The sequence below is a fragment of the Pseudomonas sp. CCOS 191 genome (assembly GCF_001007005.1).
Taxonomy (GTDB): Bacteria; Pseudomonadota; Gammaproteobacteria; order Pseudomonadales; family Pseudomonadaceae; genus Aquipseudomonas; species Aquipseudomonas soli.
In genome coordinates this window covers 1851149-1877087 of the sequence record NZ_LN847264.1, presented here as the reverse complement: position 1 = coordinate 1877087, position 25939 = coordinate 1851149, and the positions used below count along the sequence as shown (strand labels likewise).

Below are 25939 nucleotides of genomic sequence, written 5' to 3'. Positions count from 1 at the left end.
GACCTACAACGTCGTCGCCACCCCACGTCGGTCGAGCTCGAACACCTTGCTGCGCCGCAGGCACTCGCGCAGCCAGCGCTCGGCCTTGCCCGGGCGCCGCTGGCGGTGCCAGAGCAGATCCACCCCCACCAGCCAGTCGGTGTGCGGATAGGCCTCCAACTGCAACTCCACGAGTTCGCCCTGTTCCAGCTCACGCTGGATCAGTTGCCTGGGCAAGGTCGCCCAGCCAAGCCCGGCACGCACCATCTCCACCAGCGCCAGGTAGCTTTCCGCCTGCCACACCTGTGCGGCGCGCAGGTACTCGCTGCTCGGCAGCTTCTGCGTGTGGGCGTGGAACGCCAGGCGGCGGTGCGCGTGCAGGTCGGCAAAGCTCACCCGTTCCAGGCGCGCCAGCGCGGTGCCGGCCTGGCACACATGGGCCATGATCAACTTGCCCAGCTGCTGGAACTCCAGCGCCTGCGGGTACTGCGGCTGCGCAAACGCCACGCCGACGCTGGCCTCGCCCTTGAGCACCATCTCGCTGACATCGCCATGCACCGGGTGGCGGATCAGCAGATCTACATAGGGGAACGCCACGTCGAACTCACGCAGCACCGGGATCAACGGCCCGTAGGGTACCTCGATGGCCAGGGTCAGCGAGGCCTCGACCTGCTCGGCCAGGCTGTCGGCACTGCCTTCCAGCGCATAGCAGCGCTCCAGCACCGTCTCGGCTTGCAGCAGCAGCTTCTGCCCGGCCGCAGTCAACGTGGGGACACGGGTCGAGCGGTCGAACAACTCCACGCCCAGGTCCGTTTCCAGGTTGGCAATGGCCGCGCTGACGGTCGACTGGGTGCGCCCCAGGCGCCGGGCCGCAGCCGAGAACGAACCAGCCTGCACGGCGGTGGTGAACACCTGCAACTGCTCCAGCGAAAAACGCATTGCGCCCTCCTTGTACCCTGGCTGATCCATCGATCCTAACGATGGTTACTCATTTGTTCCATCGCTCATTCCGTAAGACCATCACGCTCGACATCAGCCAGCTGCCAGACCAGACCTGTGCTGACTGTCACTCCGGGCGCCCGAATAACAACAACAGCCGCACCTTCAGGAGATCCACGACATGAGCCTTACCCGCGTCCACCCGGTGGACGAAGTGCTGCCTCTGCGGCAGCTGTTCACCTTCGGCCTGCAACATGTGCTGGTGATGTACGCCGGCGCCGTGGCGGTGCCGTTGATCCTCGGCAGCGCCCTGGGCCTGACCCAGGCGCAGATCGTCACGCTGATCAACGCCAACCTGCTCACCTCGGGCATCGCCACGCTGATCCAGACCCTCGGCTTCTGGCGCTTCGGTGCCCGCCTGCCGATGATCCAGGGCTGCTCGTTCATCGCCCTGGCGCCGATGATCATGATCGGCAAGCAGTTCGGCCTGCAGGAGGTGTTCGGCGCGGTGATCGCCGCCGGGGCCATCACCATCGGCCTGGCACCGGTGTTCAGCCGTATGCTGCGGTTCTTCCCGCCGGTGGTGATCGGCAGCCTGATCACCATCATCGGTATCTCGCTGATGCCCGCCGCGGCCATCTGGCTCGGCGGCGGCAACCCGGACGCGGCGGACTTCGGCAAGCCGGCCAACCTGTTGCTGGGCCTGGCCACGGTGGCCATCACCCTGGTGATCTATGCACGCTTCTCGGGCTTTATCGGCAACCTCAGCGTGCTCATCGGCCTGATGCTCGGCAGCCTGATCGCGGCGGCCTTCGGCATGACCCACTTCGGCCAGGTGAGCGCCGCCAGCTGGTTCGAGCTGAGCCCGCCGATGGCCTTCGGCACGCCGCAGTTCTCGATCACGCCGATCCTGATCATGGTCCTGGCGATGCTGGTGATCATGGCCGAGACCACCGGTAACTGCCTGGCCATCGGCAAGCTGGTGGGCAAGCCGACCAATCAGCGCACCCTGGGCGACGCGTTTCGCGCCGACGGCCTGTCGACCATGCTCGGCGGCCTGTTCAACAGTTTCCCGTACAACGCCTTCACCCAGAACACCGGGCTGATCGCCCTCTCCAACGTCAAGAGCCGCTTCGTGGTGGCCGCGGCGGGGGCAATCATGGTGCTGATGGGGCTGTTCCCCAAGCTGGGCGCGCTGATCGCCGCGGTGCCGACGCCGGTGCTGGGCGGCTGCGCCATCGTGATGTTCGGCATGACCACCGTGGCCGGCATCCAGGAGTTGTCGCGGGTGAAGTTCGAAGGCACCCGCAACGGCATCATCGTCGCCGTGTCGGTTAGCGTCGGCGTGCTGCCGATGTCCTTCCCCGCCCTGTTCGAGCACGCCAGCGGGCCGCTGAAGCTGGTGCTGGAAAGCGGCATCTTCCTCGGCGCGATCACGGCCATTGTGCTCAACGTGCTGCTCAACAACGACAAGCAGGCGCAGAGCCTCGCCGAACAACCAGAAACCACTCATTGAACGGCCCTGTGGGAGCGGGCAAGCCTGCTCCCACAGGGTTTGTGCAAGCGATTCATGTTCATCTGCCAAGGAATCACCATGAACAACATCAGCAAGCTCACCCCCGCCACCCTGTCCGAGCTGGACCTCAACCTGTTGCGTCAATCGATCCGCCTGTCCGAGGAATCCCGCGAACGTGGCCGGCACCCGTTCGCCGCGCTGGTCGCCGACGCCGAGGGCCGGGTGATCGCCAGCGCCGGCAACAACTCGATGCCGCCCGAGGGCGACCCCACCCAGCACGCCGAGCTGGTCGCCGCCGCCCGCGCCGCGACGCTGTTGACCCCCGAACAGCTGGCCAGTTGCACCCTCTACACCAGCGCCGAACCCTGCTGCATGTGCGCCGGGGCGATCTACTGGACTGGCATTGGCCGGGTGGTCTACGCGCTGTCCGAGCATGCACTGCTGGGCCTGACCGGCGCGCACCCGGAGAACCCGACCTTCTCCCTGCCGTGCCGTGAAGTGTTCGCCCGTGGCCAGCGGGCGGTCGTGGTGCACGGGCCGTTGCTGGAGGCGGAAGCCGGCGTGGTGCACGAAGGGTTCTGGAAATGAACGGCGGGGTGTCCATCCATGTCGTGGATATCGCCAGCGGGCGCGTGGCCCAGGGGCTCGCGCTGAGCCTCGAGCGCCAGGGCGGTGAATGCCTGCTGGAGGGACGCATCGACGAGCACGGCTTGCTGCCAGGGCTGGACGCCCTCACCGCGCATCTTGCCAGCGGCGTCTACGAGGTGCGGCTGCAGGTGGCTGACTTCTACCGCGCAGCCGGAACCACCTTGCCCGACACACCGTTCCTCGACGTGCTGGTCTATCGCTTCGGCATCGGCGACGCCAGCCAGCACTACCACTTGCCGTTCAAGCTCACCGCCTGGGGCGTTTCCTGCTTCCGCGGCGGCGCCTGACCCGTAGCACCTTTCCCAATAGCGCTTCCCGGCATCACCTTGGGGTGATGCCGCGGACGCTGCTGCCCACAAGAACAACAAAGGAGCCCACCATGTCACCACTTCGCATCGGCGCGCTGTCCATCGCTCTCCTCGCCCCCGCCGCCCAGGCCGGGCTGCTCTGGCACGACGAAAGCCTTACCTACCTGTGGGGCGACAACTTCCGGGTCAACCCGGCGACCCAGCAGACCTTCACCCTGGAACACGCCAGCGGCTGGAGCTGGGGCGACCTGTTCCTGTTCGTCGACCAGATCAACTATCAAGGTCGCAAGGACCCTGGCCAAGGCAGCAGTACCTACTACGGCGAGCTGCAGCCACGGCTTTCGTTCGGCAAACTCGGCGGCGCTGACCTGTCGTTCGGCCCGGTCAAGGATGTGCTGCTGGCCACCGCCTTCGAGTTCGGCGAAGGCGACAGTGAAAGCTACCTGATCGGGCCGGGCCTGGACCTGGACATCCCCGGCTTCGATTACTTCCAGCTCAACCTCTACTACCGTAAACCCGACGGCCACCGTGTACCGGCCAGCGCCTGGCAAATCACCCCCGCCTGGTCGTACACCCTGCCGTTGGGGCGGTCGAACCTGCTGATCGACGGCTATATCGACTGGGTCGTGAACAACAAGGACGCCAGCAGCGGCCGCAGCCACCAGAGCGACTACCATGCCAACCTGCACTTCAACCCCCAGATCAAATACGACCTGGGCAAGGCGCTGGGGCATGAGGCCAGGCATCTGTACGTGGGGGTGGAATACGACTACTGGTCGAACAAGTACGGCATCCAGGATTCGAAGGGCTTTCGTGCGGACCAGAACACCACCAGTCTTCTGCTGAAGTACCACTTCTGAACCACGAACACCTACCGCAGGGGCGGGCGCGCCAGCGCTCAGGGTGCCAGCACGATACGCCCCGCCTCGCCTTCTTCAGCACCACCGCGCTCCAGCAGATACCGCGCCGGCGGCTTGCCCATCGCCTTGCGAAACATGGTGACGAAGCCACTGGCGCTTTCGTACCCCAGGTCCAGCGCTACCGCCTGCACACGCTCGCCCCTGGCCAACCGTCGCAACGACAGAATCACGTGCAACTGCCGGCGCCAGCGGCCGAAGCTCATGCCAACTTCCTGCTGCAGCAGCCGGCTCATGCTGCGCTCGCTCATGCCGCTGCGCCGGGCCCATTCGCCGCTCGGCACCTTGCTTGCGGGGTCGGCCAGCAGCCATTGCGCCAGTTGCCTCAGCCTGGGGTCGCTGGGCATTGGCAGGTACAGGTCTTCCACCGGGGCGGCACACAACTCATCCAGCAGTGTTGCGATCAACCGGGCCTGCGGCCCCTGCTGGGGGTATGGCATCTTGAAGCCGCTGGCCTTGAGCAACAGCTCGCGCAGCAAGGGCGGCACTGCCAGCGTGCAGCACACCGCAGGCAAACCCGCCACGGCCTGTGGCTCGACGAACAGGCAGTAGCATTCAGTTTCCCCCGAGCCACGCACCGAATGCAGCAGGTCGCCCGGGATCCACAGCGCGCATTGCGGCGGCACGATCCACACCCCGGTGTCCACCTCGCAGTTGAGGATGCCACGCACCGAGTAGATCAACTGCGCCTTGCGATGGCAGTGCGGCGCATGCTCCCAGTCCCTGCCAACCGAAGAGGCGTTCAGGGCGATGACCTGGCAGGCCATGCGGTCGATATCCCATGAACGCGGGTTGTCTGCTGCGGGAATAGGCTGCACGACGCATGTCCTGGGTGATGGCCGAAATGAAAAATAGAATGACAAGATTGCGTAATGACGTCCAGCGAAGCCAGGGCTATCGTGGCCTTGCGTCATCGACGCCTTGTTTTCTGGAGGGCACATTAGATGCTGTTGAACACCACCTATTTTCCGTTGGTCTGGATGAAGCACGGCAGCGCTGGTATCGATATCGGCGACGAGGGCTTTGCGGCTTTCGAGGCCTTGCTGCTGCGCGAAGAACCCTTCGTGTTGCTGGATGCCGACAGCGCCCAGCACGAGAATCAGCAACACTCCCATGAAGAGCGCAAGCAATTGTCACTGTGGATGAAACGCCACAAGGCCGCGCTGCGCGCCTTTGTCAAAGGGCAGATCAATGTGCAGCCCGACCCTGCCAGGCAAGCGCCGCTGCGCGCGTTCATGCCCATGTTCGAGGCGTTCTGGGGGTATCCGCTGTTCGTCGTGAACACCCAGGAAGAAGCCTTCACGGTCGCAGACCGGCTGCTGGCGAAACAACCGATGGAGTGATGAACCATGGGCCTGGTTGCAATCAATACCGTGGAGATCGACCCCGCCCCCGGCACCACGGCTGCCCTGCAGCTGCGCCTGGACACCCTGCTGGAGACGCTCAACCGCACCTCAGGCTGCGCGGGTTACACCCTCGCCTGCCCTGCAGGTGCACGCGCAACTTGGCTCATCACCGGCTATTGGCAGTGCACCGAACGGATGACGGCGCACTTCGAGCTGCCCTGCCTGGCTGAGCTGTTTGAACTGGCGTCGCAGCGGCTGCTCGTGCGCTTGTGCTTCAGGACATTTCTGCTCGCCACACCCGGCACACCCCCGGGCGACGTGAAGGGTATCGATGCCCGTGCATAGGGGTGCTAGTGTGGTGTTTCACAAATAGACGGAGTGCCACGTGACCTCGCCTTCCCATGCTCGCGCCTGATACCGCCCTGATCATCTGGTCGGTCGCGGCCCTGGCCACCGCCTTGGTCATCGTTCGCCCCGGTCGGGTGCCGGAGTACGTCTGGGCGCTGGGCGCCGCCGTGCTGCTGACGGCCTGCGGGCTGATCCCGTGGCGCATGGCGTTGTCGGCTGTGGCCAAAGGTGGCGATGTGTACCTGTTCCTGGTCGGCATGATGGTGCTGGCCGAACTGGCGCGCCAGGAGGGATTGTTCGACTGGTTGGCCAGGTACGCGGTGCAGCACGCCAAGGGCTCCGGCCAGCGCCTGTTCGACCTGGTGTTCCTGGTCGGTACATTGGTTACGGTGTTCCTGTCCAACGACGCCACCGCCGTGGTGCTGACGCCGGCCGTGTACGCGGCATGCAAGGCGGCCAAGGCCGAGCCGCTGCCCTACCTGTTCATCTGCGCCTTCATCGCCAATGCCGCCAGCTTCGTGCTGCCCATCTCCAACCCGGCCAACCTGGTGGTCTTCGGCAGCCAGATGCCGCCGCTGCTGGAGTGGCTGCGCCAGTTCAGCCTGCCGTCGCTGGCGGCCATCGCCGCGACCTACCTGATGCTGCGCCTGACCATGCGCAAGCGCATCCGCCAACCGCTGGCCGTGGCCATCGAGATGCGCCCCTTGTCGGCCGGCGCCCGACTTTGCGCGCTGGGCCTGATGTTCACCGGTGCCCTGCTGTTGACGGTATCGGCACTGGACGTGCCGCTGGGGCTGCCGACCTTTTGCGCAGGCATGGCCACGGTCGGGCTGATCCACCTGCGCCAGCGGCGCAGCCCGGCGCCGTTGCTGCGCCATGTGGCCTGGGGCGTGCTGCCGCTGGTCGCAGGTCTGTTCGTGCTGGTGGAGGCGGTGGCCCATACCGGCGTGATCGAACGGCTCGCGCATATGCTGGCGACCCTGGCGCAGCAGACGCCGGGCACGGCGAGCTGGGCCGCGGGTTTGACCGCCGCGGTGGCCGGCAACCTGATGAACAACCTGCCCACCGGCCTGATCGCCGGCTCCATCGGCCAGCTGGTCGAGCTGCCCCGGCAGACCACCGCCGCCTTGCTTATCGGCGTCGACCTGGGGCCGAACCTGTCGATCACCGGTTCCCTGGCCACGCTGCTGTGGCTGGTGGCGATCCGCCGCGAGGGCGAGCATGTCGGCGCGCTGAGTTTCTTGCGCCTGGGCGTGCTGGTAATGCCCCCGGCACTGGTGGCGGCACTGTTGCTGCTGGCGGTCTGAGCTCCTTTCAAGGTGTTCGCCGCGAAGGCTTCTGCGCCTATGAGATCGAGCGCCGCGCGGGCGGCGCTCGATCTCATAGGCGCTGCAAGGGTTGCGGCGAACACCTGGAGGCCCTCACTCGGTCAATAGCCCCCGCACCCCAAGATCTTGAACGGGCGGGCTCTGAGCCCGGCCTTCAGAACACCACCGAACGCCGCTGCTCGGCCGTCGCCACCACCCTGCCGCGCTTGAGCACCATTAGCCGCGCAGGCAGGTCGAGGATCACGTCGCTGACACGGTGGGTATCCATCAGCACCAGGTCCGCGTCGCTGCCCACCGCCAGGCCATGGTTCTGCAACCCCAGGGCCTTGGCCGGGTTGCTGGTGAGCATTGGCAGCACCGTGGCCTGGTCGTCCGCCCCGCCGAGGTGGCAGGCGGGGATGGCCAGCTGCGCGATGTGCAGCAGGTCGCCGGTGCCGTAGGGGGTGAAGGCATTGCGGATGTTGTTGGTGGCCAGGCACACGTTCACCCCGCCATCGCGCAACGCCCGCACCGGCGTCAAGGTGCGCCGCACATTGTGGCTGTCGCCACGGGCGCCCAGGTGCAGGTCGGTGGCGGGCAGGCACATCACGCTGATGCCGGCTTCGCGCAGCAGCGCGATGATGCGCGCCTGACGCTCTGGCTCGACGGCCGCCAGGCTGGTCAGGTGGCCGACGCTGACGCGTCCTTGGTAACCCGCCGCGAGGGTCCGGCGGGCCACGTATTCGATGGTCATGTGCTCGGCGTCGTCGGCGAAGTCCTGGTGCAGGTCGATGTCCTTGCCGTAGCGCTGGGCCAGGTCGAAGACGAAATCGATGTGCTCCAGGGGCGAGACGTCGTTGTAGGGAATGCCGCCGACAACATCGGCGCCCCTCTCCATGGCCTCGACCATCATCGCTTTCATGCCGGGCAGTTTCAGGATGCCTTCCTGGGGAAACGCCACAACCTGGATATCGATGACATCACGCAAGGTCTCGCGCAGCTCCAGGACCACGTCCAGGCCGGTGAAACCCTGGGCCGGATCGAACTCGGCGTGGGCACGCACATGGGTGGTGCCGGCCTGCACCAGGGCGCGCAACACTTGCACAGAGCGCTCGCGAATGTCGTCACGGGTCAGGGTGGGCTTGAGGGCCGCAGTGACAGCGATCGCTTCCTTCAAGGTGCCGGAGCGGTTGGCCTTGCGCTGCATGACATTGGCTTTTTCCAGGTGCAGGTGGGCTTCGACGAAGCCGGGGACCAGGACATTGCCGTTGCCCTGGATTTCCTGGTTTGCCGTTGCCGTGATCGTCTGGGCGATATCAGTGATCTTGCCGTCGTGCACGGCCACATCCATCAAGGGTTTTGCATCGTCGATGCGGACATTTCTGAAGATCAGGTCCATGTCGTCGCTCCTGTCTGGGATCAATAGCCTGCGTGGAAATGGCCCGGGCGTCGTACGGCGCCCGGGCCATTTCCCTATGGGCGAATCAGAACGGCTTGGTCGGCAGGTACTTGCCATCCAGGGTGATCACCGCGCGGGAGCCACCTTCCGGATCGTCGACCTTCTTCACGTCGAGCTTGAAGTTGATGGCGCTGATGATGCCGTCGCCGAACTTCTCGTGGACCAGTGCCTTGAGGGTGGTGCCGTACACCTGCAGCATCTCGTAGAAGCGGTAGATGGTCGGGTCGGTCGGCACGCCGCCTTGGATGCTGCCGCGCAGTGGCACGGTCTGCAGCAGGGCGATGCCATCGGCGTCCAGGCCGAGCTTGTCACCCACCACCTGGGCAGCGCTGGCCGGCAGCGGGTGCTGGCCCAGCAGCGCGGCAGTGACGAAGGCTTCGGACAGGCCGGTGCCGTCGGTGATCTGGGCGAACGACAGGTCCTTGCGGGCCTTGGCCAGGAGGATGACTTCGCTCAGGGCAAGGCGGGCGTTCTGGCTGATTTGCGACTGGATCATGGTGTGTCTCCTTGGGTTTGAAAGGGGTTCAGGCAACGTGCCTGGAGGGGTGGGAAACGGCGTTGACGTCAGGGTTCTGCGCCAGGGCGACGAACTGGCCGGTACGTCCGTCGAAGGCGTCGATGCGGCCGCTTTCGATGTCGTAGATCCAGCCATGCAGGCGCACGCGGCCCTCTTCCAGGGCCAGGCGCACCGAGGGGTGGGTCTGGATATTGGCCAGCTGGGCGATCACGTTCTCGCGCACCATGGCCTCGACCTTGGCCTGCGGGCTGTGATGCTGGCGCGCCTCGTTGACCACCCGGGCGGAGTCGGCGTAGCGCAGCCAGCCGGCCACGGCAGGCATGTGGTCCAGGCACTTGCAGGTGGCGATGGCGGTCATGGCGCCGCAGTCGGAGTGGCCGCAGATGACGATGTCGGCTACCTGCAGGGCGGCGACGGCATATTCGACCGAGGCCGATACCCCGCCAGGCTCAGGGCCGTAGGACGGCACGATATTGCCGGCGTTGCGGATGACGAACAGGTCGCCCGGCTCGCGCTGGGTGACCAACTCGGGCACCAGGCGGCTGTCGGAGCAGGAGATGAACAGCGCCCGGGGGCTTTGCTGGGTGGCCAGGTCCTTGAACAGCTTGACCCGTTCGGGGAAGGCGTCGCGCTGGAACTTCAGAAAACCGTCGATGATGTCTTTCATGGCTGCTTGCCTCAATGTCGCGGTGTGTTGAGGCAAAGGTTACGTAGCGCATTACATAAGGTAAAAGTCTCATTTATGATGAAGTACATCAGATTATCTTATGGGAACAATCATGCTTGCCCGGCACCTCCAGTACTTTCTCGCAGTGGCGCAACACCACAGCTTCACCCGCGCCGCAGCGGCGCTGCATGTCTCCCAGCCGGCGCTGTCACAGCAGGTCAGGCAACTGGAAGAAAGCCTCGGCGCGCAGTTGTTCGACCGTTCCGGGCGCAGCACGCGGCTGACCGATGCCGGGGAGGTCTACCTGCGCTATGCCAAGCGGGCGGAACAGGAACTGCTGGAGGCCAGGCGCGCCATCCATGACGTGGCCGATCTGAGCCGGGGATCGCTGCGGGTGGCGGTGACGCCGACCTTCACCACCTACCTGATCGGCCCGCTGGTCGAAGCCTTCCATGCGCGTTATCCGAACATCACCCTGAACCTGCGCGAAATCGCCCAGGAGCGCATGGAGGAGCTGTTGCAGGCCGATGAGCTGGATGTCGGCATCGCCTTCGATGAGGTCCACAGCCAGGACATCGACAGCCGTCCGCTGCTGGTAGAAACCCTGGCGCTGGTGGTCGGTCGCGCACATCCGCTGGCCACTGCCCGCAGTATTGGCCCACAGGCGCTCAACGACGAGTCGCTGATCCTGCTCAGCGCCGAGTTCGCCACGCGCGAGCAGATCGAGCGCTATTGCCGCCAGCACGGTATACGCCCCCAGGTGCGGATGGAGGCCAACGCCATTGGCGCGGTGATCGAAGTGGTACGCCGCACGACACTATCGACCTTGCTGCCCGCCAACCTCGCCCTGGCCCATGAGGACCTGACCGCCATTGCCCTGGACCCACTGCGCCTGCAGCGCACCGCAGTCTTGATGCAGCGCAGGGGCGCTTACCAGAGCGCGGCGGCGCGGGCTTTCAGCGAAGTGGCAACGTCAGTGGCGGCACGCCTGGAAACCGGCGACAGCGCAGCCGGTATTCAGCTCAGCTGAGCGATCAACACCGCGTTGGTGTAGATCAGGCTGCCATCGCTGGCCCGATGCCCGACCAGATGGAACTGGCCACGCTCGTCGTCGCTCAGGTAGACGCGCAGGCGGCAGTCCGACAACGGGCCGTAGCCCTCAGGCAGCACCAGGTTCAGGCTGTCCATGTCGACATCCACCATCGCCTCGGGCTCGTGGCTCTGTTGCAGGCGCTCCTCGGCCTGCTCCAACTTGCGGTGGTTCACGCCCTGGATGTCGAAGTGAATATCACCCACCGGGGTGGACCTGCGATCACCCTCACCTTTGAACCAGCCTTCGATCGTCAGCGTACTCATGGCGATTCCTCATGCTGTGGAGCATTTTCGATCACTGCTGATGGGGTTGACCCTGGCGTGGTTCGGAACGTTCCAATCGTTCGCCCAGCCGCTCAGGCGCCTTGCGCCAAGGCCGCCTCCATTGCCCTGGCCTGCTCCCGCAGCGCCTGGCAGAACGGCTCCAGCACCGCTGAAGCGGGCCGCAGCTCGGGCCGGATCAGCATTACCTGGTACGGCACCGACAGGTCCAGGCGGCGGATCGCCAGCCCGCCCTGCCCCGCTTCCAGCCCGCTCAGCGGGTTGATGATCGCCACCCCCAGCCCCTGGCGGACCATGGCGCACACCGAGGCGGCGCTGGTGGTCTCGATGATCGTGCGGCGGTTCACGCCGGCCTCGCGGAAATGCCGGTCGAGTTGCTGCCGGTAACTGTCCAGGCTGGCCAGGTTGATGAAGTCGACTTCGTGGAAGTCCTGCAGCTGGAGTACCGGCTTGGCCAGCAGGGGGTGCTGCGCGGGCAGCACGCAGACCATGTCGGCACTGAACAACAGTTCGCCGACCGCGCCCCGCGGCACCTGCGCGGTTTCGGTCAGGCCGAGGTCGTGCTGCTGGGCGACCAGCGACTCCTCCAACAACGGCGACTCCTGGGCGGTGATGCTCAGGCTGACCCCGGGATGGTGCTGGTGAAACGCCTTGCAGGCCTTCGGCAGCAGGGTTTGCGAGAACAACGGCAGGCAGGTGATGGCCAGCCGGCCCTGCTCGAAATTGCGGATGGCCTGGGCGAAGCGGTCGATGCGCTCGAGGCCGACGAAGGCACGCTCGACTTCCTCGATCAGCAGCAAGGCCTGGGCACTGGGCACCAGGCGCCCGCCTTCGCGTTCGAACAGGCTCAGGCCGGTGACCTGCTCCATGCGCGCCAGCTCGCGACTGACCGTGGGCTGCGAGGTGAACAGCAGGCGCGCGGCGCCGGTGACACTGCCGGCGGCCATGATGGCGCGGAACACTTCGATGTGACGAATGGAAAGTCGCATGGCTAAGGCAAGACCTGGGCGTGACCAGAAATCTGGAGGGGATACATATCAAATATGAATCACCTTCAGAACAATAGCTATTTTTCTGAATCACCAAAACTGCCTCACCATCGGCGTATCCAAAACAAGGAACGCCACCATGACCACCACCCTCCTGGCCGACGCCGTCCGCCAGCACGGCTCGCCGCTGTGGGCCTACGACGCCCAGACCATCCATCAGCGCATCGACCAGCTCACGCAGCACTTCGACACCGTGCGCTTCGCGCAGAAGGCCAACCCCAACCTGCACGTGCTGCGCCTGATCCGCGAACGCGGCCTGGTGCTCGATGCTGTGTCCCTGGGTGAAATGGAACGCGCCTTCGCCGCCGGGGCGTCAGTGGGCGGCGAACCGGCCGGCGTGGTGCTGACCTGCGACGTGCTGGACCAGCCGACCCTGGCGCGGGTGGTGGAGACCGGTATCGAGGTCAACGCCGGCTCCATCGACATGCTCCGTCAGCTCGGCGAGCGCTCCCCCGGCCACCGGGTGTGGCTGCGCATCAACCCCGGCTTCGGCCATGGCCACAGCCGCAAGACCAATACCGGCGGCGAAAACAGCAAGCACGGCATCTGGCACGAACAACTGCCCGAGGCGCTGGCCTGCGTGAAAGAGCACGGCCTGCATCTGGTGGGCGTGCACATGCACATCGGCTCGGGAGTGGACTACCAGCACCTGGAGCAGGTGGCCAGCGCGATGGTCGGGCTGATCGGCCGCCTGGGCATGGACATCGAGGCCTTCTCCATCGGCGGCGGTCTGTCCACGCCCTACCGTGATGGTGACCAGCCGGTTGACCTGCAGCGCTATGCCCGCACCTGGGCCGTGGCGCGTTCGGAGATCGAGGCGATGCTCGGCCACCCCGTGCGCATGGAGATCGAGCCGGGGCGTTTCCTGGTGGCCGAGTGCGGCTACCTGGTAGCCGAGGTGCGCGCCGTCAAGCAGATGGGCGACAAGCACTACATCCTGGTCGATGCCGGCTTCAACGACCTGATGCGCCCGGCGATGTACGGTGCTTATCACCGCATGAGCCTGTTCGATGCCGTGGGGCGCCCAGTCAATCGTCCCCTGCAACCGACCGTGGTGGCCGGGCCGCTGTGCGAGTCCGGTGATGTGTTCACCCAGAACGACGAGGAGCTGACACCCCAGGACCTGCCCCAGGCCAAGGTGGGCGATCTGCTGGTGATTCACGACGCCGGGGCCTATGGCGCATCGATGTCGTCGAACTACAACAGCCGACCGTTGCTGCCGGAGTTTCTGCTTGAGCAAGGCAGGCTGCGGATGATCCGTCGACGGCAGAGCGTGCAGGAGCTGCTGGCCCTGGAGTTATCCGTGTAGCGCGATGGGGTTATGGGAGCGAGCCCGCTCCCACGACAACGGGCGTCAAGCCGGTGTCACCAGACGGTACCCCACGCCCGGTTCGGTAATGATGAACCTGGGCGCCGTGGGGTCATCCCCCAGTTTCTGCCGCAGGTGCCCCACCACGATGCGCAGGTAGTGGGTATCGTCGACATGGGTCGGCCCCCAGATATCCTTGAGCAGTTGCTGCTGGGTGATCACCCGCCCGGGGTGCCCGGCCAGTTGCGCCAGCAGCGCGTATTCCTTGCGCGTAAGCGCCACCTCGACGCCCTCCAGGGTCACCTTGCGATAGGCAAAGTCCACCACCAACGGCCCAAAGCTCGCCGCCGACGTGGCTGCCCCCACCTGGGGTGCCTGGCGCAGCAACGCCCGCACCCGGGCGAGGAATTCCTGGATACCGAAGGGCTTGGTCACGTAGTCGTTGGCCCCGCCGTCAAGCGCATCGACCTTCTGCACTTCGCTGGCACGCACCGACAGCACCATCACCGGCACCGTGCTCCATTCACGCAGCTCGCGCAGCACCTGCTGGCCGTCCATGTCCGGCAGGCCGAGATCGAGCACCACCAGGTCGGGCTTGTTCAGGGCGGCCTGGGCCAGGCCCTCGCTACCGGTGCCGGCCTCGATCACCTTGTAGCCCTGGGAGGCCAGGCTGATGCGCAGGAACTTGCGAATCTGCGGCTCGTCGTCGATGACCAGCAGGGTGGCGGCTTGGCTCATGGGGCTTCACTTTCGGTGTCGGGTTGGGTCGGCAGCGGCAAGCATAGAGTGATGCGGGTGCCGTGGCCATCGATGCCATCGTCGACCAGGATGCGCCCGCCATGGGCACCGATCATGCCCTGGCAGATCGCCAGGCCCAGGCCGGTGCCCTGCCCGCCCCGATCGCCGCGGGCGGCGGTATAGAACATGTCGAAGATCTTTTCGCGCTCGTCCTGGGGGATGCCGGGGCCCTCGTCGGCGACCGCCAGGCACAGCTGTTCGTCGTGCACCGCGACCTGCAGTTGCAGCCGGCCGTTGGCCGGGGAAAAGCGCGCGGCGTTTTCCAGCACGTTGATCAGCGCCTGCTCGATCAGCGCCGCGTGCACGAACAGCAGCGGCAGCTCGGGCGGGACTTCGGTGTGCACGCGCAGGGGCGCCAGCACCACGCGCAAGCGGTTAAGGGCGCTGCCGACGATATCGGCCGGGGCTACCCAGTCGCGGGCCAGCTTGAGCGTGCCGTGGCCCAAGCGGGTCATGTCCAGCAGATTCTGGATGTAGCGATCCAGGCGCTCGGCTTCGTTGCGAGTGCCTTCCAGCAATTCGCGGCGGTCGTCCGGGGGGATGGCGTCGCCCAGCGCCAGCAGGCTGTCGATGCTGCCGCGCATTGACGTCAGCGGCGTGCGCAGGTCATGGGAGACCGAGGCGAGCAAGGCGCTGCGCAGTTGCTCGGTTTCACCATGCAGGCGGGCGGCTTCCAGTTGCTCGCCCAGGCGGGCGCGGGCCAGGGCCTGGGCCAGGGGCTGCGCCAGGGCCATCAACAGTCGGCGACGCGGGTCACTCAGTGGTTCGCCGTCGCGGGGGCGGATGCCGAGCAGGGCCAGGGGCTGTTCCTCCACGGCCAACGGCCACCACCACCAGCGGCCGTGGGGCAAGGTGTCACTGCCAAAGCCCGCGGCCTGGCCATGTTGCCAGGCCCATTCGGCGGCGGCGCGTTCATTGTCGGTGAAGGCCGGCGAGCCACCGCTGGCCACCTGCAGCAGGCCGTCGGCACTGCGTTCGAGCAGACACACCTGCACGCCCTGCCAGCCATCCATATGCTGGCCGGCAGCGCTGAACACCGCCTGGCGGTCGGTGGCCACGGTCAGGCGGCGCGACAGGTCGAGCAACTGGCGGGTCTCTGCCTGGGTCTCGCGCAACGCCTGCAACTGGCGGCGTTGGCGCGCGGCGAGGTTGCCGGTAAGCGCGGCCATCAGCAGGAAGAACACCAGGGTCAGCACGTCCTCTTCGCGCTGGATGGCGAAGGAGAAGTTCGGCGGGATGAACAGGAAGTCGTAGGTGAGGAACGACAGCGCCGCGCACGCCAGGGCCGGCCCCAGGCTGCTGCGCACCGCCACCAGCAGCACGGCGGCGAGGAATACCAGGGAAATGTTGGGCAGCGCCAGCACGCTCGACACGGCCCAGGCCAGGCCTGCGGCCAGCAGCGTGGCGAGCAGCGCCAGCACATAATGGCGCCACACCCATACGCGCTTGACCGCCGTGCGCGCCGCTGGCGGCTGGACGTCGCGGTCGAGCACGTTGATCTCCAGGCCGTGGCTCTCACGCAGCAGGCGCGCCGCCACGCCGGCGCCGAACAGGCGCCGACGCAACAGGTCACGGGACTGGCCCACCAGCACCAGGCTGGCACGGCGCTCGGCGGCGTGCTGGATCAGCGTGCGCGCCACTTCGCCGGCGCGCAGCAGCACCACTTCGCCGCCAAGGCGCTCGGCCAGTTGCTGGGCGGCCTGCAGGCGATGGCGGGCCGTCTCGTCACGCAGGCGGCCGTTGTCGACGTGGACCACGCTCCATGGCAGATGGCGACGCTGGGCGACGCGACAGGCATGGCGCACCAGGCGTTCGGCCTGCTCGTCGCCATCGATGCCCACCAGCAGCCGGCCGCGCAGGGCCGGGGCTTCCTGGCCGCGCTGGCGGTAGCCGCTGGCCAGGTCCGCGTCCACCTGGGCGGCGGCGGTCTGCATGGCCAGCTCGCGCAGGGCGGTGAGGTTGGTCTGGGAGAAATAGGCTTCGATGGCGGCCCGTGCCTGTTCGGGCACGTAGACCTTGCCCTCGCGCAGGCGCTCGAGCAGCTCGCGCGGCGGCAGGTCGATCAGCACCAGTTCGAAGGCTTCCTGCAGCACCCAGTCGGGCAGCGTCTCGCGCACCTGCACACCGGTAATATCGCGGACCTTGTCGTTGAGGCTTTCCAGGTGCTGGACGTTGACCGTGGTGTAGACGTCGATGCCGGCGGCGAGCAGTTCCTGCACGTCCTGCCAGCGCTTGGCGTGGCGGCTGCCGGGGGCATTGGTGTGCGCCAGTTCGTCGACCAGCACCAGCGGTGGCGCGGCCTTGAGCAGGCCGTCGAGGTCCATTTCCTCGAGCATCACGCCGCGGTACTCGCTGCGCAGCAGGGGTTGTTGGCTCAGCCCGCCGAGCAGGGCTTCGGTCTCGGCGCGGCCGTGGGTCTCGACCACCCCCGCCACCACCTGAACGCCCTGGCGCTGCTGGGCGTGGGCGGCCTGGAGCATGGCAAAGGTCTTGCCGACCCCGGGCGCGGCGCCGAGGAACACCTTGAGCCTGCCGCGGCCTTCGCGGGGCAGGCCGGCCAACAGCGCGTCGGCGCGGGTGGGGTTACTCATGCTTCATCCTTCAAAATGTAACGAATGAGGGCCTGCTGCACAGACCATCGCCAGCAAGCCGGCTCCCACAGGGTGCCAGGTGCGGTTCTTTGTGGGAGCCGGCTTGTCGTGGCGACGAACCGCGGCGATGGGCCGCAAAGCGGCCCCGGCTTCAGTGGCTCGGCGCAAGGCGTTCAAGCGCCTGGTTCAACGCCAGCACATTCACCACCGGCGGCCCGACCAATGGCCGCAGGGTGGCCCCATTCACCAACGCTTGCAAGCGCTCCTCCGAGACCTGCCGCGCCGCCGCCACGCGCGGCAGCTGGTAGGCGATGGCCTCAGGCGGCAGGTGCGGGTCCAGCCCGCTGCCGGAGGTGGTCAACAGCGCCTGGGGCACCGGCCCCTGCTGTGCCTGGTACTGCACGGAGGCGTCAGTCTTGACCCGTTCGGCCAGCGCCGGGTTGCTCGGCGCCAGGTTGCTCGCGCCGCTGGCCACGGTGGCATAGGCGCCCGCCGAAGGGCGCGACTGGAACCAACCATCGCCCTTGAATTCCTGGGCGATCAGCGCCGAGCCGCGCACCTGGCCACGGTCATCGCGCACCAGGCTACCGCTGGCCTGCTCAGGGAAAGCGACCTGGGCGATGCCGGTCACCGCCAGGGGATACAGCGCGCCGGTGACCATGGTCATCAGCAGGACCAGGCTCAGGGCCGGGCGTACATAAGCGGTCATGTCAGTCTCTCCTCAGACCAGGTGCAGCGCAGTAAGCAGCATGTCGATCAGCTTGATCCCGGCGAACGGCACGACAATGCCGCCCAGGCCGTAGATCAGCAGGTTGCGCCGCAGCAAATGGGCGGCGCTGGCGGCCTGCACCCGTACCCCACGCAGCGCCAGGGGGATCAGCACGATGATGATCAGCGCGTTGAACACGATGGCCGAGAGGATCGCGCTCTGCGGGCTGGCCAGGTGCATCAGGTTGAGCACGCCCAACTGCGGGTAGATGGCGGCGAACAGCGCCGGCAGGATGGCGAAGTACTTGGCCACGTCGTTGGCGATGGAGAAGGTGGTCAGCGCGCCGCGGGTGACCAGCAGCTCCTTGCCCACTTGCACCACGTCCAGCAGCTTGGTCGGGTCGCTGTCCAGGTCGACCATGTTGGCGGCCTCCCGGGCCGCCTGGGTACCGTCGTTCATGGCCATGCCGACATCGGCCTGGGCCAGGGCCGGCGCGTCGTTGGCGCCGTCGCCGCACATGGCCACCAGGCGGCCGTCGTTCTGCTCCTGGCGGATCCGCGCCAGCTTCTTCTCCGGGGTGGCTTCGGCGAGCACGTCATCGACGCCCGCCTCGGCGGCGATGGCGGCGGCGGTCAGCGGGTTGTCGCCGGTGACCATCACGGTGCGGATGCCGAGCTTGCGCAGTTCGGCGAAGCGCTCGCGGATACCGGGCTTGACCACGTCCTTGAGGTGGATCACGCCGAGCAGGTGCTTGTCGACGCATACCAGCAGCGGGGTACCGCCGCTCTGGGCAATGCGCTCCACCTCACGGGCCAGGGCGGTGGGCAGCTCCAGGCGTTGCAGGCCACAGAAAGCCAGCACCGCGTCGACGGCGCCCTTGCGGTAGCGGCGCTGCTGGAAATCGATGCCCGACAGGCGCGTCTCGGCGCTGAAGGCGATGGCTTCGTACTGGTTACTCGCAGGTTCCGCGAAGTCGTGCAACTGGCGCAGGTACTCGACGATCGACTTGCCTTCGGCAGTGTCATCGGCCAGCGAGGCGAGCAAGGCGCCCTCCCCCAGCTCCTTGGCGGTCACCCCGGAGGCTGCGTGCAGGGCGCTGCAGCGACGGTTGCCGAAGGTGATGGTGCCGGTCTTGTCGAGCATCAGCGTGTGCACGTCGCCTGCCGCTTCCACGGCGCGGCCAGAGCGGGCGATCACGTTCAGGCGCACCAGGCGGTCCATGCCGGCGATGCCGATGGCCGACAACAGGCCGCCGATGGTGGTGGGGATCAGCGTCACCAGCAGCGCGGCGAGGAAGATCAGCGGCAGCTCGCCGCCGGCGAAGCGGGCGAACGGCTGCAGGGTCACCACCACGATCAGGAAGATCAGGGTCAGGCCGATCAGCAGGATGTCGAGGGCGATCTCGTTGGGGGTCTTCTGCCGCTTGGCGCCTTCGACCAGGGCAATCATGCGGTCCAGGGTCGATTCGCCGGGGTTGCTGGTAATGCGGATCAGCAGCCAGTCGGAGACCAGGCGGGTGTTGCCGGTAACGGCCGAACGGTCGCCGCCGGACTCGCGAATCACCGGCGCGGACTCGCCGGTGATGGCCGCCTCGTTGACCGCGGCGATGCCTTCGAGCACCTCGCCGTCGCCGGGGATCAGCTCACCGGCCACCACGCGCACCACGTCGTCCTTGCGCAACTGGGTGGCGGCGACGGTCTCGAACGTACCGTCACTCTTGCGACGCTTGGCGGCCAGGCCCTGGCTGCCGGCCTTGAGGCTGTCGGCGCGGGCCTTGCCGCGGCCTTCGGCGAGGGCTTCGGCGAAGTTGGCGAACAACACGGTGAACCATAGCCACACGGTGATCTGCACGGCCACTGAAGTGCTCACGCCACTTTCAGGGGCAAAGCAAAGCACGGTGGTCAGCATGGCAGTGAGGGCCACCACCAGCATCACCGGGGCGCGCCTGAGCTGGCGCGGGTCGAGCTTGACGAAGGCCTGCACCAGCGCCGGGCGCCACAGGGCGGCGAAACGGGTCTGGTCCTTGGCGCTATGACGCGCCTTCACTTCGGGAATGGGCATGTTCATGGTGTGTTCCTCAGAAACCCAGGCTCAGGTGTTCGGCGATCGGCCCCAGGGCCAGGGTCGGCAGGAAGGTCAGGCCACCGACCAGCAGGATGGTCACCAGCAGCAGCGTGGTGAACAGCGGGCCGTGGGTGGGGAAGCTGTTCAGGCCTTGCGGTGCGCTCTTCTTGGCCGCCAGGCTGCCGGCCAGGGCCAGCACTGGCAGGATGTAGCCGAAGCGGCCGATCAGCATGGCCAGGCCGATCATCACGTTGTGGAACGGGGTGTTGGCGCCGAAGCCGGCGAAGGCCGAGCCATTGTTGGCGGTACCGGAGGTGTAGGCGTACAGCAGTTGGCTGAAGCCGTGGGCGCCGGGGTTGGTCACCGCGCCAGCAGGCCCTGGCAGGCTGGCGGCGATGGCGCCGAGCACCAGCACGCCCACCGGCATCACCAGCAGGGTCGCCACCAGCAGTTGTACTTCACGGGCCTGGAGCTTCTTGCCCAGGTATTCCGGGGTGCGGCCGATCATCAGGCCGGCCAGGAACACGGCGATCAACACGAACAGCAGCATGCCGTAGAGGCCGGCGCCGACGCCGCCGAAGATCACCTCGCCAAGCATCATGTTGACCATCGCCACCATGCCGGTCAGCGGGTTGAGGCTGTCGTGCATGGCGTTGACCGAACCGTTGGAGGCCGAGGTGGTGGTCACCGTCCACAGCACCGAACCGGTGGTGCCGAAGCGGCTTTCCTTGCCTTCCAGCGGGGCGCTCTGCTGCACCTGGGCGCTTTCCAGGGCCGGGTTGGGCTGGTGCTCCGACCACAGCGCGGTGCTGCCGCCGATCAGGAACAGCGCCAGCATGCAGGCGATGATCGCGCGGCTCTGGCGCAGGTCCTTCACGTAGTGACCAAAGGTGAATACCAGGGCCACCGGGATCAGGATGATCGAGGCCACTTCGAACAGGTTGCTCCAGGCCGTGGGGTTCTCGAACGGGTGCGCCGAGTTGACGCCGAAGAAGCCACCGCCGTTGGTGCCCAACTGCTTGATGGCGATCTGGCTGGCGGCCGGGCCCAGCGGGATGGTCTGGTCGGTGCCTTGCAGGGTCAGGGCGTGGACGTAGTCGGCAAAGGTCTGCGGCACGCCTTGCCAGACCAGCAGCAGCGCCAGCACCAGGCACAGCGGCAGCAGGCCGTAGAGGGTGGCGCGGGTCAGGTCGACCCAGAAGTTGCCCAGAGTATTGGCCGAGCGACGGGCGATACCCCGGCACAGGGCGACCAGCACGGCCAGGCCGGTGGCGGCACTGACGAAGTTCTGCACGGTCAGGCCGATCATTTGCGTCAGGTAGCTGACCGAGGCCTCACCACTGTAGGCCTGCCAGTTGGTGTTGGTCATGAAGCTGACCGCAGTGTTGAACGCCAGCGACCACTCCTGGCCCGGCAGGTGCTGCGGGTTCAGTGGCAGCGAGCCTTGCAGCAGCAGCACGGCGAACAACAGCAGGAAGCCCGCGAGGTTGAACGCCAGCAGCGCCAGGGTGTACTGCTTCCAGCCCTGCTCCTGTTCGGCGTTCACCCCGGCCAGGCGGTAGCAGCCCCGCTCCACCGGGCCGAGGACGGGAGACAGCCAGGTACGCTGGCCTTCCATCACCTTGTAGTAGAAGCGTCCGAGCCAGGGCGCCGGCAACAGCACGATGGCGAAGAACGCCAGCAGCAGCAGGTAATCGTAACTGTGCATGGTCGCCCCTTAGCCGCGATCGGCGCGCAGCAGCGCCACCAGCAGGTAAACCGCCAACGCCACCGCCAGAAGCAGTGACAGCCCGTCGAGCATGTACATGTGCAATCTCCCCTAGTTGCGGCGTGAAGGCCGCTTTGGGGAAATTGTCCGGGGGAGGGGCGTAAAGGGGCGAGATGGGGGGTGGGGTCAGGACATAAAGAAAGCGTAAAGATCGCTGATATATCGCGGGGCAAGCCCGCGATGGAGATCAGCGCTGCGGCGTGTGCTGTGCGGTATTGCGGCTCCAGTCCAGCAGCAGGCTGTACCCCACCGCCAGCAAGGTCGGCCCGATGAACAGCCCGATGAAGCCGAACGCGATCAGGCCGCCGAACACCCCGAGCAGCACGATGACCAGCGGCAGGTTACCGCCGCGACTGATCAGGTACGGCTTGAGCACGTTGTCCACGCCACTGATGATGAAGGTGCCCCAGACGCCCAGGAACACCGCCATGCCGTAGTCGCCCTTCCACACCAGCCAGGCGGTGGCCGGTATCCACGCCAGCGGCGGGCCCATGGGGATCAGGCTGAGCATGAAGGTCACCAGGCCCAGCACGATGGCCCCCGGCACGCCAGCGATCAGGAAACCGATCAGTGCCAACAGCGCCTGGGCGGCAGCAGTGCCGATCACGCCGTTGACCACCCGCTGCACGGTGCCGGCGACCAGGTCGACGTAGTACTCGGCGCGTTCGCCCACCAGCCGTTGCAGCAGGCGGTGCACGAACGCCGCCAGGCGTGGCCCGTCGCGGTAGAAGAAGAACACGAATACCAGGCTCAGGGTCAGCTCCAGCACCCCGCCGCCGATCTGCGCGCTGCGGGCCAGCAACCAGTTGCCGACCTGCCCCAGGTACGGCTTGGCCGAGGCGAGCAAGGCCGCGCCCTGCTGGTCGAAGGACTCCCACCAGCCAACCAGGCGCTCGCCCACGAACGGGATCCCTGCCACCCAGGCGGGCGCGTCCGGCAGGCCATCGACCTGCACATCACGAATGAACGCGGTGGCATCACGCACATGGTCGGCAAGGTTGAAGCCCAGCCACACCAGCGGCATGGCCACCAGCAGGATCCACACCGTGGTCAGCAGGCTCGCGGCGAGGGTTTCGCGGCCACCCAGCACGCGGGTCAGCAAGCGCATCAGCGGCCAGCTGGCAAAGGCCAGGATGGCGCCCCACAGCAGCGCCGAGATGAACGGCGCCATCACCCACAGCGCGGCGCCCAGCAGGGTCAGCAGCAGGATCTGGATCAACAGGCGGTCATTGTTGGCCATGGTGGCGCTCACTCAACGGATCAGTTCCAGGTGCAGGCCTTCGGTCGGGGCGTCGCCCACCTCGAGCCGGGCACTGCGCACGCCGGCCTTGACCAGTTGCTCGCGCCAGGCTTCGGCGCCCTTGCCACTGAGGCTGGTGCGCAGGGTGCTGTCGAGGTTCAGGCTGCGGGCCAGCAGCGTCGCCCAGGCGGCCTGGGGCTCGGCCAAGTCAGGGTAGTCGAGCTTGCCGGTGTCGCGCAGCTCGCGCAGCACCGTGGCGGCGGTGGGCAGCAGCTCGCCCAACGGACTGCCGGCGACGAACTCCTCGACATGCAGGTAGGCGCGGCGGTTGCCGCGGGTCACGCTGTACAGCGCCACCAGGGTGTCGGCTTCTTCGGCGGAGCGGCGCAACAGGATGAATGCCTGTTGCTCGTCACCGCCATTGAGGCGGGCATTGGCGAACACATCGTTGGCCCACAGGCTGGCCTCGCCGCAGTCGCGGCCCTGGCACCAGAACAACGGGTAGCCACCGTCCTGCTGCAACGTCTCGCGGGCGCTGGTGAAGGCTTCGCGGGCGCTGCGCTCGACCGGCAATTCGTAGGTCACGGAACTGACCTGGCCACGGCTCTCGACCTTGTCCTCGACCCGCAGCCGGCCGCTGATCTTGCGCAGCGGGCCCATGGGGTAGACGCGTTCCTGCTCCACTGCCGGGCGTTGGTCGACCACCTTGGCGTCTGCGGGTACCGGCAGGCTGCCAGCCCAGAGCAGCGGGCTGGCGATGGCGAGGCACGCGGCGATGGCGCCGCGAACGAAAACAGGTGCGCTCATCGACCGCCCTCGCAGGTGGCGGGGCAAGGTGCGTGGATGTCTGGCATGTACATGGTTGTCTCCCTTTCAACCCGCCAAGCCTCGACACTTGTCCGGTGCAAGTCAAGGAATGCCAAAGAAGCGATTGAAACAGTCTGCGACAAGGGCCGCGCCGTCGGCGTCGTTCAGGTGCAGATGGTGCCCGCCCGGCAAGGTCACCTGCTCGAAGGGTAGCTGCTCCAGCAGTTCCGTGTGGCGCGCCAGCATGCCGTCGGCGGCAACCACCAGGCACGCCGGGCAGGCGATGCGCTTGACGAAGGCCATGGCCTGGTCCTGGTTCAGCCGGGTTGGCGAAGGCAAGGTGAGGCGACTGTCGCTGCGCCAGCTGTAGCCGCCCGGCACCGGCATCAGGCCGCGCTGGGCCAGCAACTCGGCGGCTTCGCGGCTGACCGCGACCATGCCCTTCATGCGGGCCTCGACGCCCTCCTCCAGGGTCGGGTATACCGACTTGCGCTTGCCCTCCAGGCGCAGCTGCGCCTGCAAGGCCAGCCCCAGGCGCTCGGCAGCGTCCTGTTCGCTGAGCGTCGGTGGGATCACACCGTCGATCAGCGCCAGGTGGCTGACCCGCTCGGGCAAGGCGCCGGCCAGTTGCACCGAGATGATCGCGCCGAGCGAATGGCCGAGCAGGCCGAAGCGCTCCCAGCCCAGTTGTTCGGCAACCCGCAGCACGTCATGGGCGTAGTCGGCCAGGGCATAGCCGGCACCGACCGGGCGATGCTCGGAGTAGCCATGCCCGGCCAGGTCCAGGGCGACGATGCGCAGCCCCTTCAGCTGCGGCGCCAGGCGGGCGAAGCTGTTGGCGTTGTCCAGCCAGCCATGCAGGGCGATCACCGGCAGGCCGTCGGCCGGACCGAACAGGTGCGCGGCCAGCTCGATATGGCCCAGCGTCAGGCGGATTTCCTCGACCTGGGCGCTCATGCCCGGCTCCAGCGGTCGAACAGGCCCTTGATCAGGCTGGCGGTGTCGGTGGGCCGCTCCAGCGGGAACATGTGCCCACCCGGCAGGCTGTGGTACTCGCCCTTGGCCATGCCGCGCACGGCCAGGGCGTGGTGTTTGCGGATCACTCGGCTCTGGGCGCCGCGCACCATCGCCAGCGGCACCTGCAACTGACGCGGCCTGGCCGGGCTGACATGCGGAATGCTGCGGTAGATGCTGATCTCGGTGGCCGGGTCGAAGCGCAGGCGCAGACCGTCCTCGCCCTGCTCCAGGCCATGTTCCAGGTAGGCTTCCAGGCACTCCGGATCGAAGTGGCGGAACAAGGTCTTGCCGGCGAAGTAGCGGCGGGCGCTGTCGCGGTCGGCGAAGGCCTCGCGCCTACCCAGTGTGCGCCCGGCCGGGGTGATGCGGTCGATGAAACCCAGGCGCTTGGCGGCCTGGATCAGCCATTCGTCGGCGCGGGTCAGCACCGGCGAATCGAGCATAACCACCCCACGGTAGAACTCCGGCCGGCGCAGCGCCGCATGCAGGTGCAACACGCCGCCGAGGGAGTGGCCGACACCCCAGACCGGTGCGTCCTGCCGTTCCAGGTGATGCAGCAGTTCGTCCACCAGGTTCTGCCAGTTGTCGTTGACCGGAAAGCGCGGATCATGGGCGTGCTGTTCCAGGTGGTGCACCTGGTAGTCCGGCGCCAGCGCGGCGAACAGCTTGCCGTAGGTGGCCGAAGGGAAGCCATTGGCGTGGGCGAAGAAGATCTGCTGCGACATGGCCGCCTGCTCTGCACGGGGATGGATGGCCCATTGTCGGCAAGGGATCGGCTGGCGGCAACGTCCTGAACGGTCATCGCCAGTGACGATCAGGTCATCACGGGTCGAAACTGGCCATCGAACGGTGCAGGCAGGCACGCATATAGGCCAGTTGCCATTCGAGGGCTTCGCGGGCCAGCTGGCGGTCCTGCTGAGTATCCGCCAGCCGGCGCAGCGCCAGACAGCTGGATTGCAGCAGGTGCGCCATGCGGATGCCGGCCTGGCGCAGTTGCTCGAACTCGTACTGGCCTTCGAAGCGGCGCAGCAGCTGGTCGAGCTTGGCGTCGGCACAGTCGCGCAACAGGCAGTACTCGGCAAAGTCCAGCGCAGCGGGGCTGTCCAGCTTGTCGATCACGCTCTGGGGATTGACGGAGCGCACCAGCTCCAGGCGTTGCCTGCTCATCCATGATTCCTTGCGCGGCGTTGTGATCATGCACGCCGCCACGCTAAGGCCCGCACGACCCGAACGGCAACTGGCATAAATGCCAGTTGCCAGGT

27 protein-coding genes are annotated in these 25939 nt (G+C 66.8%); 9 read left to right on the top strand and 18 right to left on the bottom strand.

From position 1 onward, the window contains the following. Positions 1-3: 3 nt before the first annotated feature. Positions 4-918 carry a LysR family transcriptional regulator gene (locus CCOS191_RS08470; protein ID WP_046854805.1) on the bottom strand — a complete coding sequence of 305 codons (915 nt, stop codon included), beginning with the start codon at positions 916-918 and terminating at the stop codon, positions 4-6. Between the two features lie 181 nt (positions 919-1099). Here CCOS191_RS08470 and CCOS191_RS08465 point away from each other — a divergent pair, with 181 nt between their 5' ends. From CCOS191_RS08465 to CCOS191_RS08450, 4 genes are all read left to right on the top strand, one after another. Then, on the top strand, positions 1100-2434 hold the full coding sequence (locus tag CCOS191_RS08465; RefSeq protein ID WP_046854804.1) for a nucleobase:cation symporter-2 family protein: 1335 nt from the start codon (positions 1100-1102) through the stop codon (positions 2432-2434). 78 nt (positions 2435-2512) lie between these two features. After that, positions 2513-3022 (top strand): nucleoside deaminase, encoded by a 510-nt coding sequence (locus CCOS191_RS08460; protein ID WP_046854803.1) that lies wholly within the window; start codon positions 2513-2515, stop codon positions 3020-3022. An 8-nt stretch (positions 3023-3030) separates the two neighbouring features. Continuing rightward, the gene (locus CCOS191_RS08455; RefSeq protein WP_172670881.1) at positions 3031-3369 is read left to right on the top strand and encodes a hydroxyisourate hydrolase; all 339 of its coding nucleotides are present in this window, start codon (positions 3031-3033) and stop codon (positions 3367-3369) included. A gap of 92 nt (positions 3370-3461) precedes the next feature. Next, a complete protein-coding gene (locus tag CCOS191_RS08450) occupies positions 3462-4250 on the top strand; it encodes an outer membrane protein OmpK (protein WP_046854801.1) in 789 nt (262 codons plus the stop codon). Between the two features lie 38 nt (positions 4251-4288). On the opposite strand, the gene CCOS191_RS08445 is transcribed toward CCOS191_RS08450, so the two are convergent. Continuing rightward, positions 4289-5125, bottom strand: coding sequence for an AraC family transcriptional regulator (locus tag CCOS191_RS08445; RefSeq protein ID WP_442963661.1), 837 nt, complete (start codon positions 5123-5125; stop codon positions 4289-4291). A 126-nt stretch (positions 5126-5251) separates the two neighbouring features. Here CCOS191_RS08445 and CCOS191_RS08440 point away from each other — a divergent pair, with 126 nt between their 5' ends. Genes CCOS191_RS08440 through CCOS191_RS08430 form a run of 3 tightly spaced genes read left to right on the top strand, consistent with a single transcriptional unit; the run spans position 5252 to position 7308 of the window. Next, positions 5252-5650: a hypothetical protein gene (locus tag CCOS191_RS08440; RefSeq protein ID WP_046854799.1), complete on the top strand. Its 399-nt coding sequence runs from the start codon at positions 5252-5254 to the stop codon at positions 5648-5650. Between the two features lie 6 nt (positions 5651-5656). Beyond that, positions 5657-5998: an antibiotic biosynthesis monooxygenase gene (locus CCOS191_RS26770; RefSeq protein WP_052752580.1), complete on the top strand. Its 342-nt coding sequence runs from the start codon at positions 5657-5659 to the stop codon at positions 5996-5998. A 56-nt stretch (positions 5999-6054) separates the two neighbouring features. Next, the gene (locus tag CCOS191_RS08430; RefSeq protein ID WP_046854798.1) at positions 6055-7308 is read left to right on the top strand and encodes an arsenic transporter; all 1254 of its coding nucleotides are present in this window, start codon (positions 6055-6057) and stop codon (positions 7306-7308) included. A gap of 175 nt (positions 7309-7483) precedes the next feature. Here CCOS191_RS08430 and CCOS191_RS08425 read toward each other — a convergent pair whose 3' ends face one another. The 3 genes from CCOS191_RS08425 to CCOS191_RS08415 form a co-directional block, all read right to left on the bottom strand. Continuing rightward, a complete protein-coding gene (locus CCOS191_RS08425; protein WP_046854797.1) occupies positions 7484-8707 on the bottom strand; it encodes an amidohydrolase family protein in 1224 nt (407 codons plus the stop codon). An 85-nt stretch (positions 8708-8792) separates the two neighbouring features. Continuing rightward, entirely contained in the window at positions 8793-9263 is a 471-nt protein-coding gene (gene cynS, locus CCOS191_RS08420; RefSeq protein ID WP_038706489.1) for a cyanase, read from the bottom strand. A 28-nt stretch (positions 9264-9291) separates the two neighbouring features. Next, the gene (locus tag CCOS191_RS08415; protein ID WP_046854796.1) at positions 9292-9951 is read right to left on the bottom strand and encodes a carbonic anhydrase; all 660 of its coding nucleotides are present in this window, start codon (positions 9949-9951) and stop codon (positions 9292-9294) included. A gap of 112 nt (positions 9952-10063) precedes the next feature. Between CCOS191_RS08415 and cynR the strand changes: the two genes are divergently transcribed. Further along, positions 10064-10981: a transcriptional regulator CynR gene (cynR, locus tag CCOS191_RS08410; protein ID WP_046854795.1), complete on the top strand. Its 918-nt coding sequence runs from the start codon at positions 10064-10066 to the stop codon at positions 10979-10981. Here cynR and CCOS191_RS08405 read toward each other — a convergent pair. Next, a complete protein-coding gene (locus tag CCOS191_RS08405) occupies positions 10969-11307 on the bottom strand; it encodes a hypothetical protein (RefSeq protein WP_046854794.1) in 339 nt (112 codons plus the stop codon). The two genes, cynR and CCOS191_RS08405, sit on opposite strands and share 13 nt — an antisense overlap. 92 nt (positions 11308-11399) lie before the next feature. Next, positions 11400-12314, bottom strand: coding sequence for a LysR family transcriptional regulator (locus CCOS191_RS08400; protein ID WP_046854793.1), 915 nt, complete (start codon positions 12312-12314; stop codon positions 11400-11402). Positions 12315-12453: 139 nt separating this feature from the next. Here CCOS191_RS08400 and lysA point away from each other — a divergent pair, with 139 nt between their 5' ends. After that, positions 12454-13683, top strand: a complete 1230-nt coding sequence (gene lysA, locus CCOS191_RS08395; protein WP_046854792.1) for a diaminopimelate decarboxylase — start codon at positions 12454-12456, stop codon at positions 13681-13683. 45 nt (positions 13684-13728) lie between these two features. Here lysA and CCOS191_RS08390 read toward each other — a convergent pair whose 3' ends face one another. From CCOS191_RS08390 to CCOS191_RS08340, 11 genes are all read right to left on the bottom strand, one after another. Next, positions 13729-14421 carry a response regulator gene (locus CCOS191_RS08390; protein ID WP_046854791.1) on the bottom strand — a complete coding sequence of 231 codons (693 nt, stop codon included), beginning with the start codon at positions 14419-14421 and terminating at the stop codon, positions 13729-13731. After that, the gene (locus CCOS191_RS08385) at positions 14418-17072 is read right to left on the bottom strand and encodes a sensor histidine kinase (protein WP_046854790.1); all 2655 of its coding nucleotides are present in this window, start codon (positions 17070-17072) and stop codon (positions 14418-14420) included. Before CCOS191_RS08385 ends, CCOS191_RS08390 begins: the two co-directional genes overlap by 4 nt. Positions 17073-17223: 151 nt before the next feature. Beyond that, on the bottom strand, positions 17224-17781 hold the full coding sequence (gene kdpC, locus CCOS191_RS08380; RefSeq protein WP_046854789.1) for a potassium-transporting ATPase subunit KdpC: 558 nt from the start codon (positions 17779-17781) through the stop codon (positions 17224-17226). A gap of 12 nt (positions 17782-17793) precedes the next feature. Then, positions 17794-19848, bottom strand: a complete 2055-nt coding sequence (kdpB, locus tag CCOS191_RS08375) for a potassium-transporting ATPase subunit KdpB (RefSeq protein ID WP_046854788.1) — start codon at positions 19846-19848, stop codon at positions 17794-17796. Between the two features lie 10 nt (positions 19849-19858). After that, positions 19859-21553, bottom strand: coding sequence for a potassium-transporting ATPase subunit KdpA (gene kdpA / locus CCOS191_RS08370; RefSeq protein ID WP_046854787.1), 1695 nt, complete (start codon positions 21551-21553; stop codon positions 19859-19861). Positions 21554-21562: 9 nt separating this feature from the next. Then, positions 21563-21652, bottom strand: coding sequence for a K(+)-transporting ATPase subunit F (gene kdpF / locus CCOS191_RS08365; RefSeq protein ID WP_011534724.1), 90 nt, complete (start codon positions 21650-21652; stop codon positions 21563-21565). A 148-nt stretch (positions 21653-21800) separates the two neighbouring features. Further along, entirely contained in the window at positions 21801-22853 is a 1053-nt protein-coding gene (locus CCOS191_RS08360; RefSeq protein ID WP_046857716.1) for an AI-2E family transporter, read from the bottom strand. 12 nt (positions 22854-22865) lie between these two features. Beyond that, a complete protein-coding gene (locus tag CCOS191_RS08355; protein WP_046854786.1) occupies positions 22866-23660 on the bottom strand; it encodes a DUF4892 domain-containing protein in 795 nt (264 codons plus the stop codon). Positions 23661-23762: 102 nt separating this feature from the next. Then, positions 23763-24617 (bottom strand): alpha/beta hydrolase, encoded by an 855-nt coding sequence (locus CCOS191_RS08350; RefSeq protein ID WP_046854785.1) that lies wholly within the window; start codon positions 24615-24617, stop codon positions 23763-23765. Continuing rightward, on the bottom strand, positions 24614-25402 hold the full coding sequence (locus CCOS191_RS08345; protein ID WP_046854784.1) for an alpha/beta fold hydrolase: 789 nt from the start codon (positions 25400-25402) through the stop codon (positions 24614-24616). Before CCOS191_RS08345 ends, CCOS191_RS08350 begins: the two co-directional genes overlap by 4 nt. A gap of 97 nt (positions 25403-25499) precedes the next feature. Next, positions 25500-25844, bottom strand: a complete 345-nt coding sequence (locus CCOS191_RS08340) for a hypothetical protein (RefSeq protein ID WP_046854783.1) — start codon at positions 25842-25844, stop codon at positions 25500-25502. Between the last annotated feature and the right edge of the window lie 95 nt (positions 25845-25939).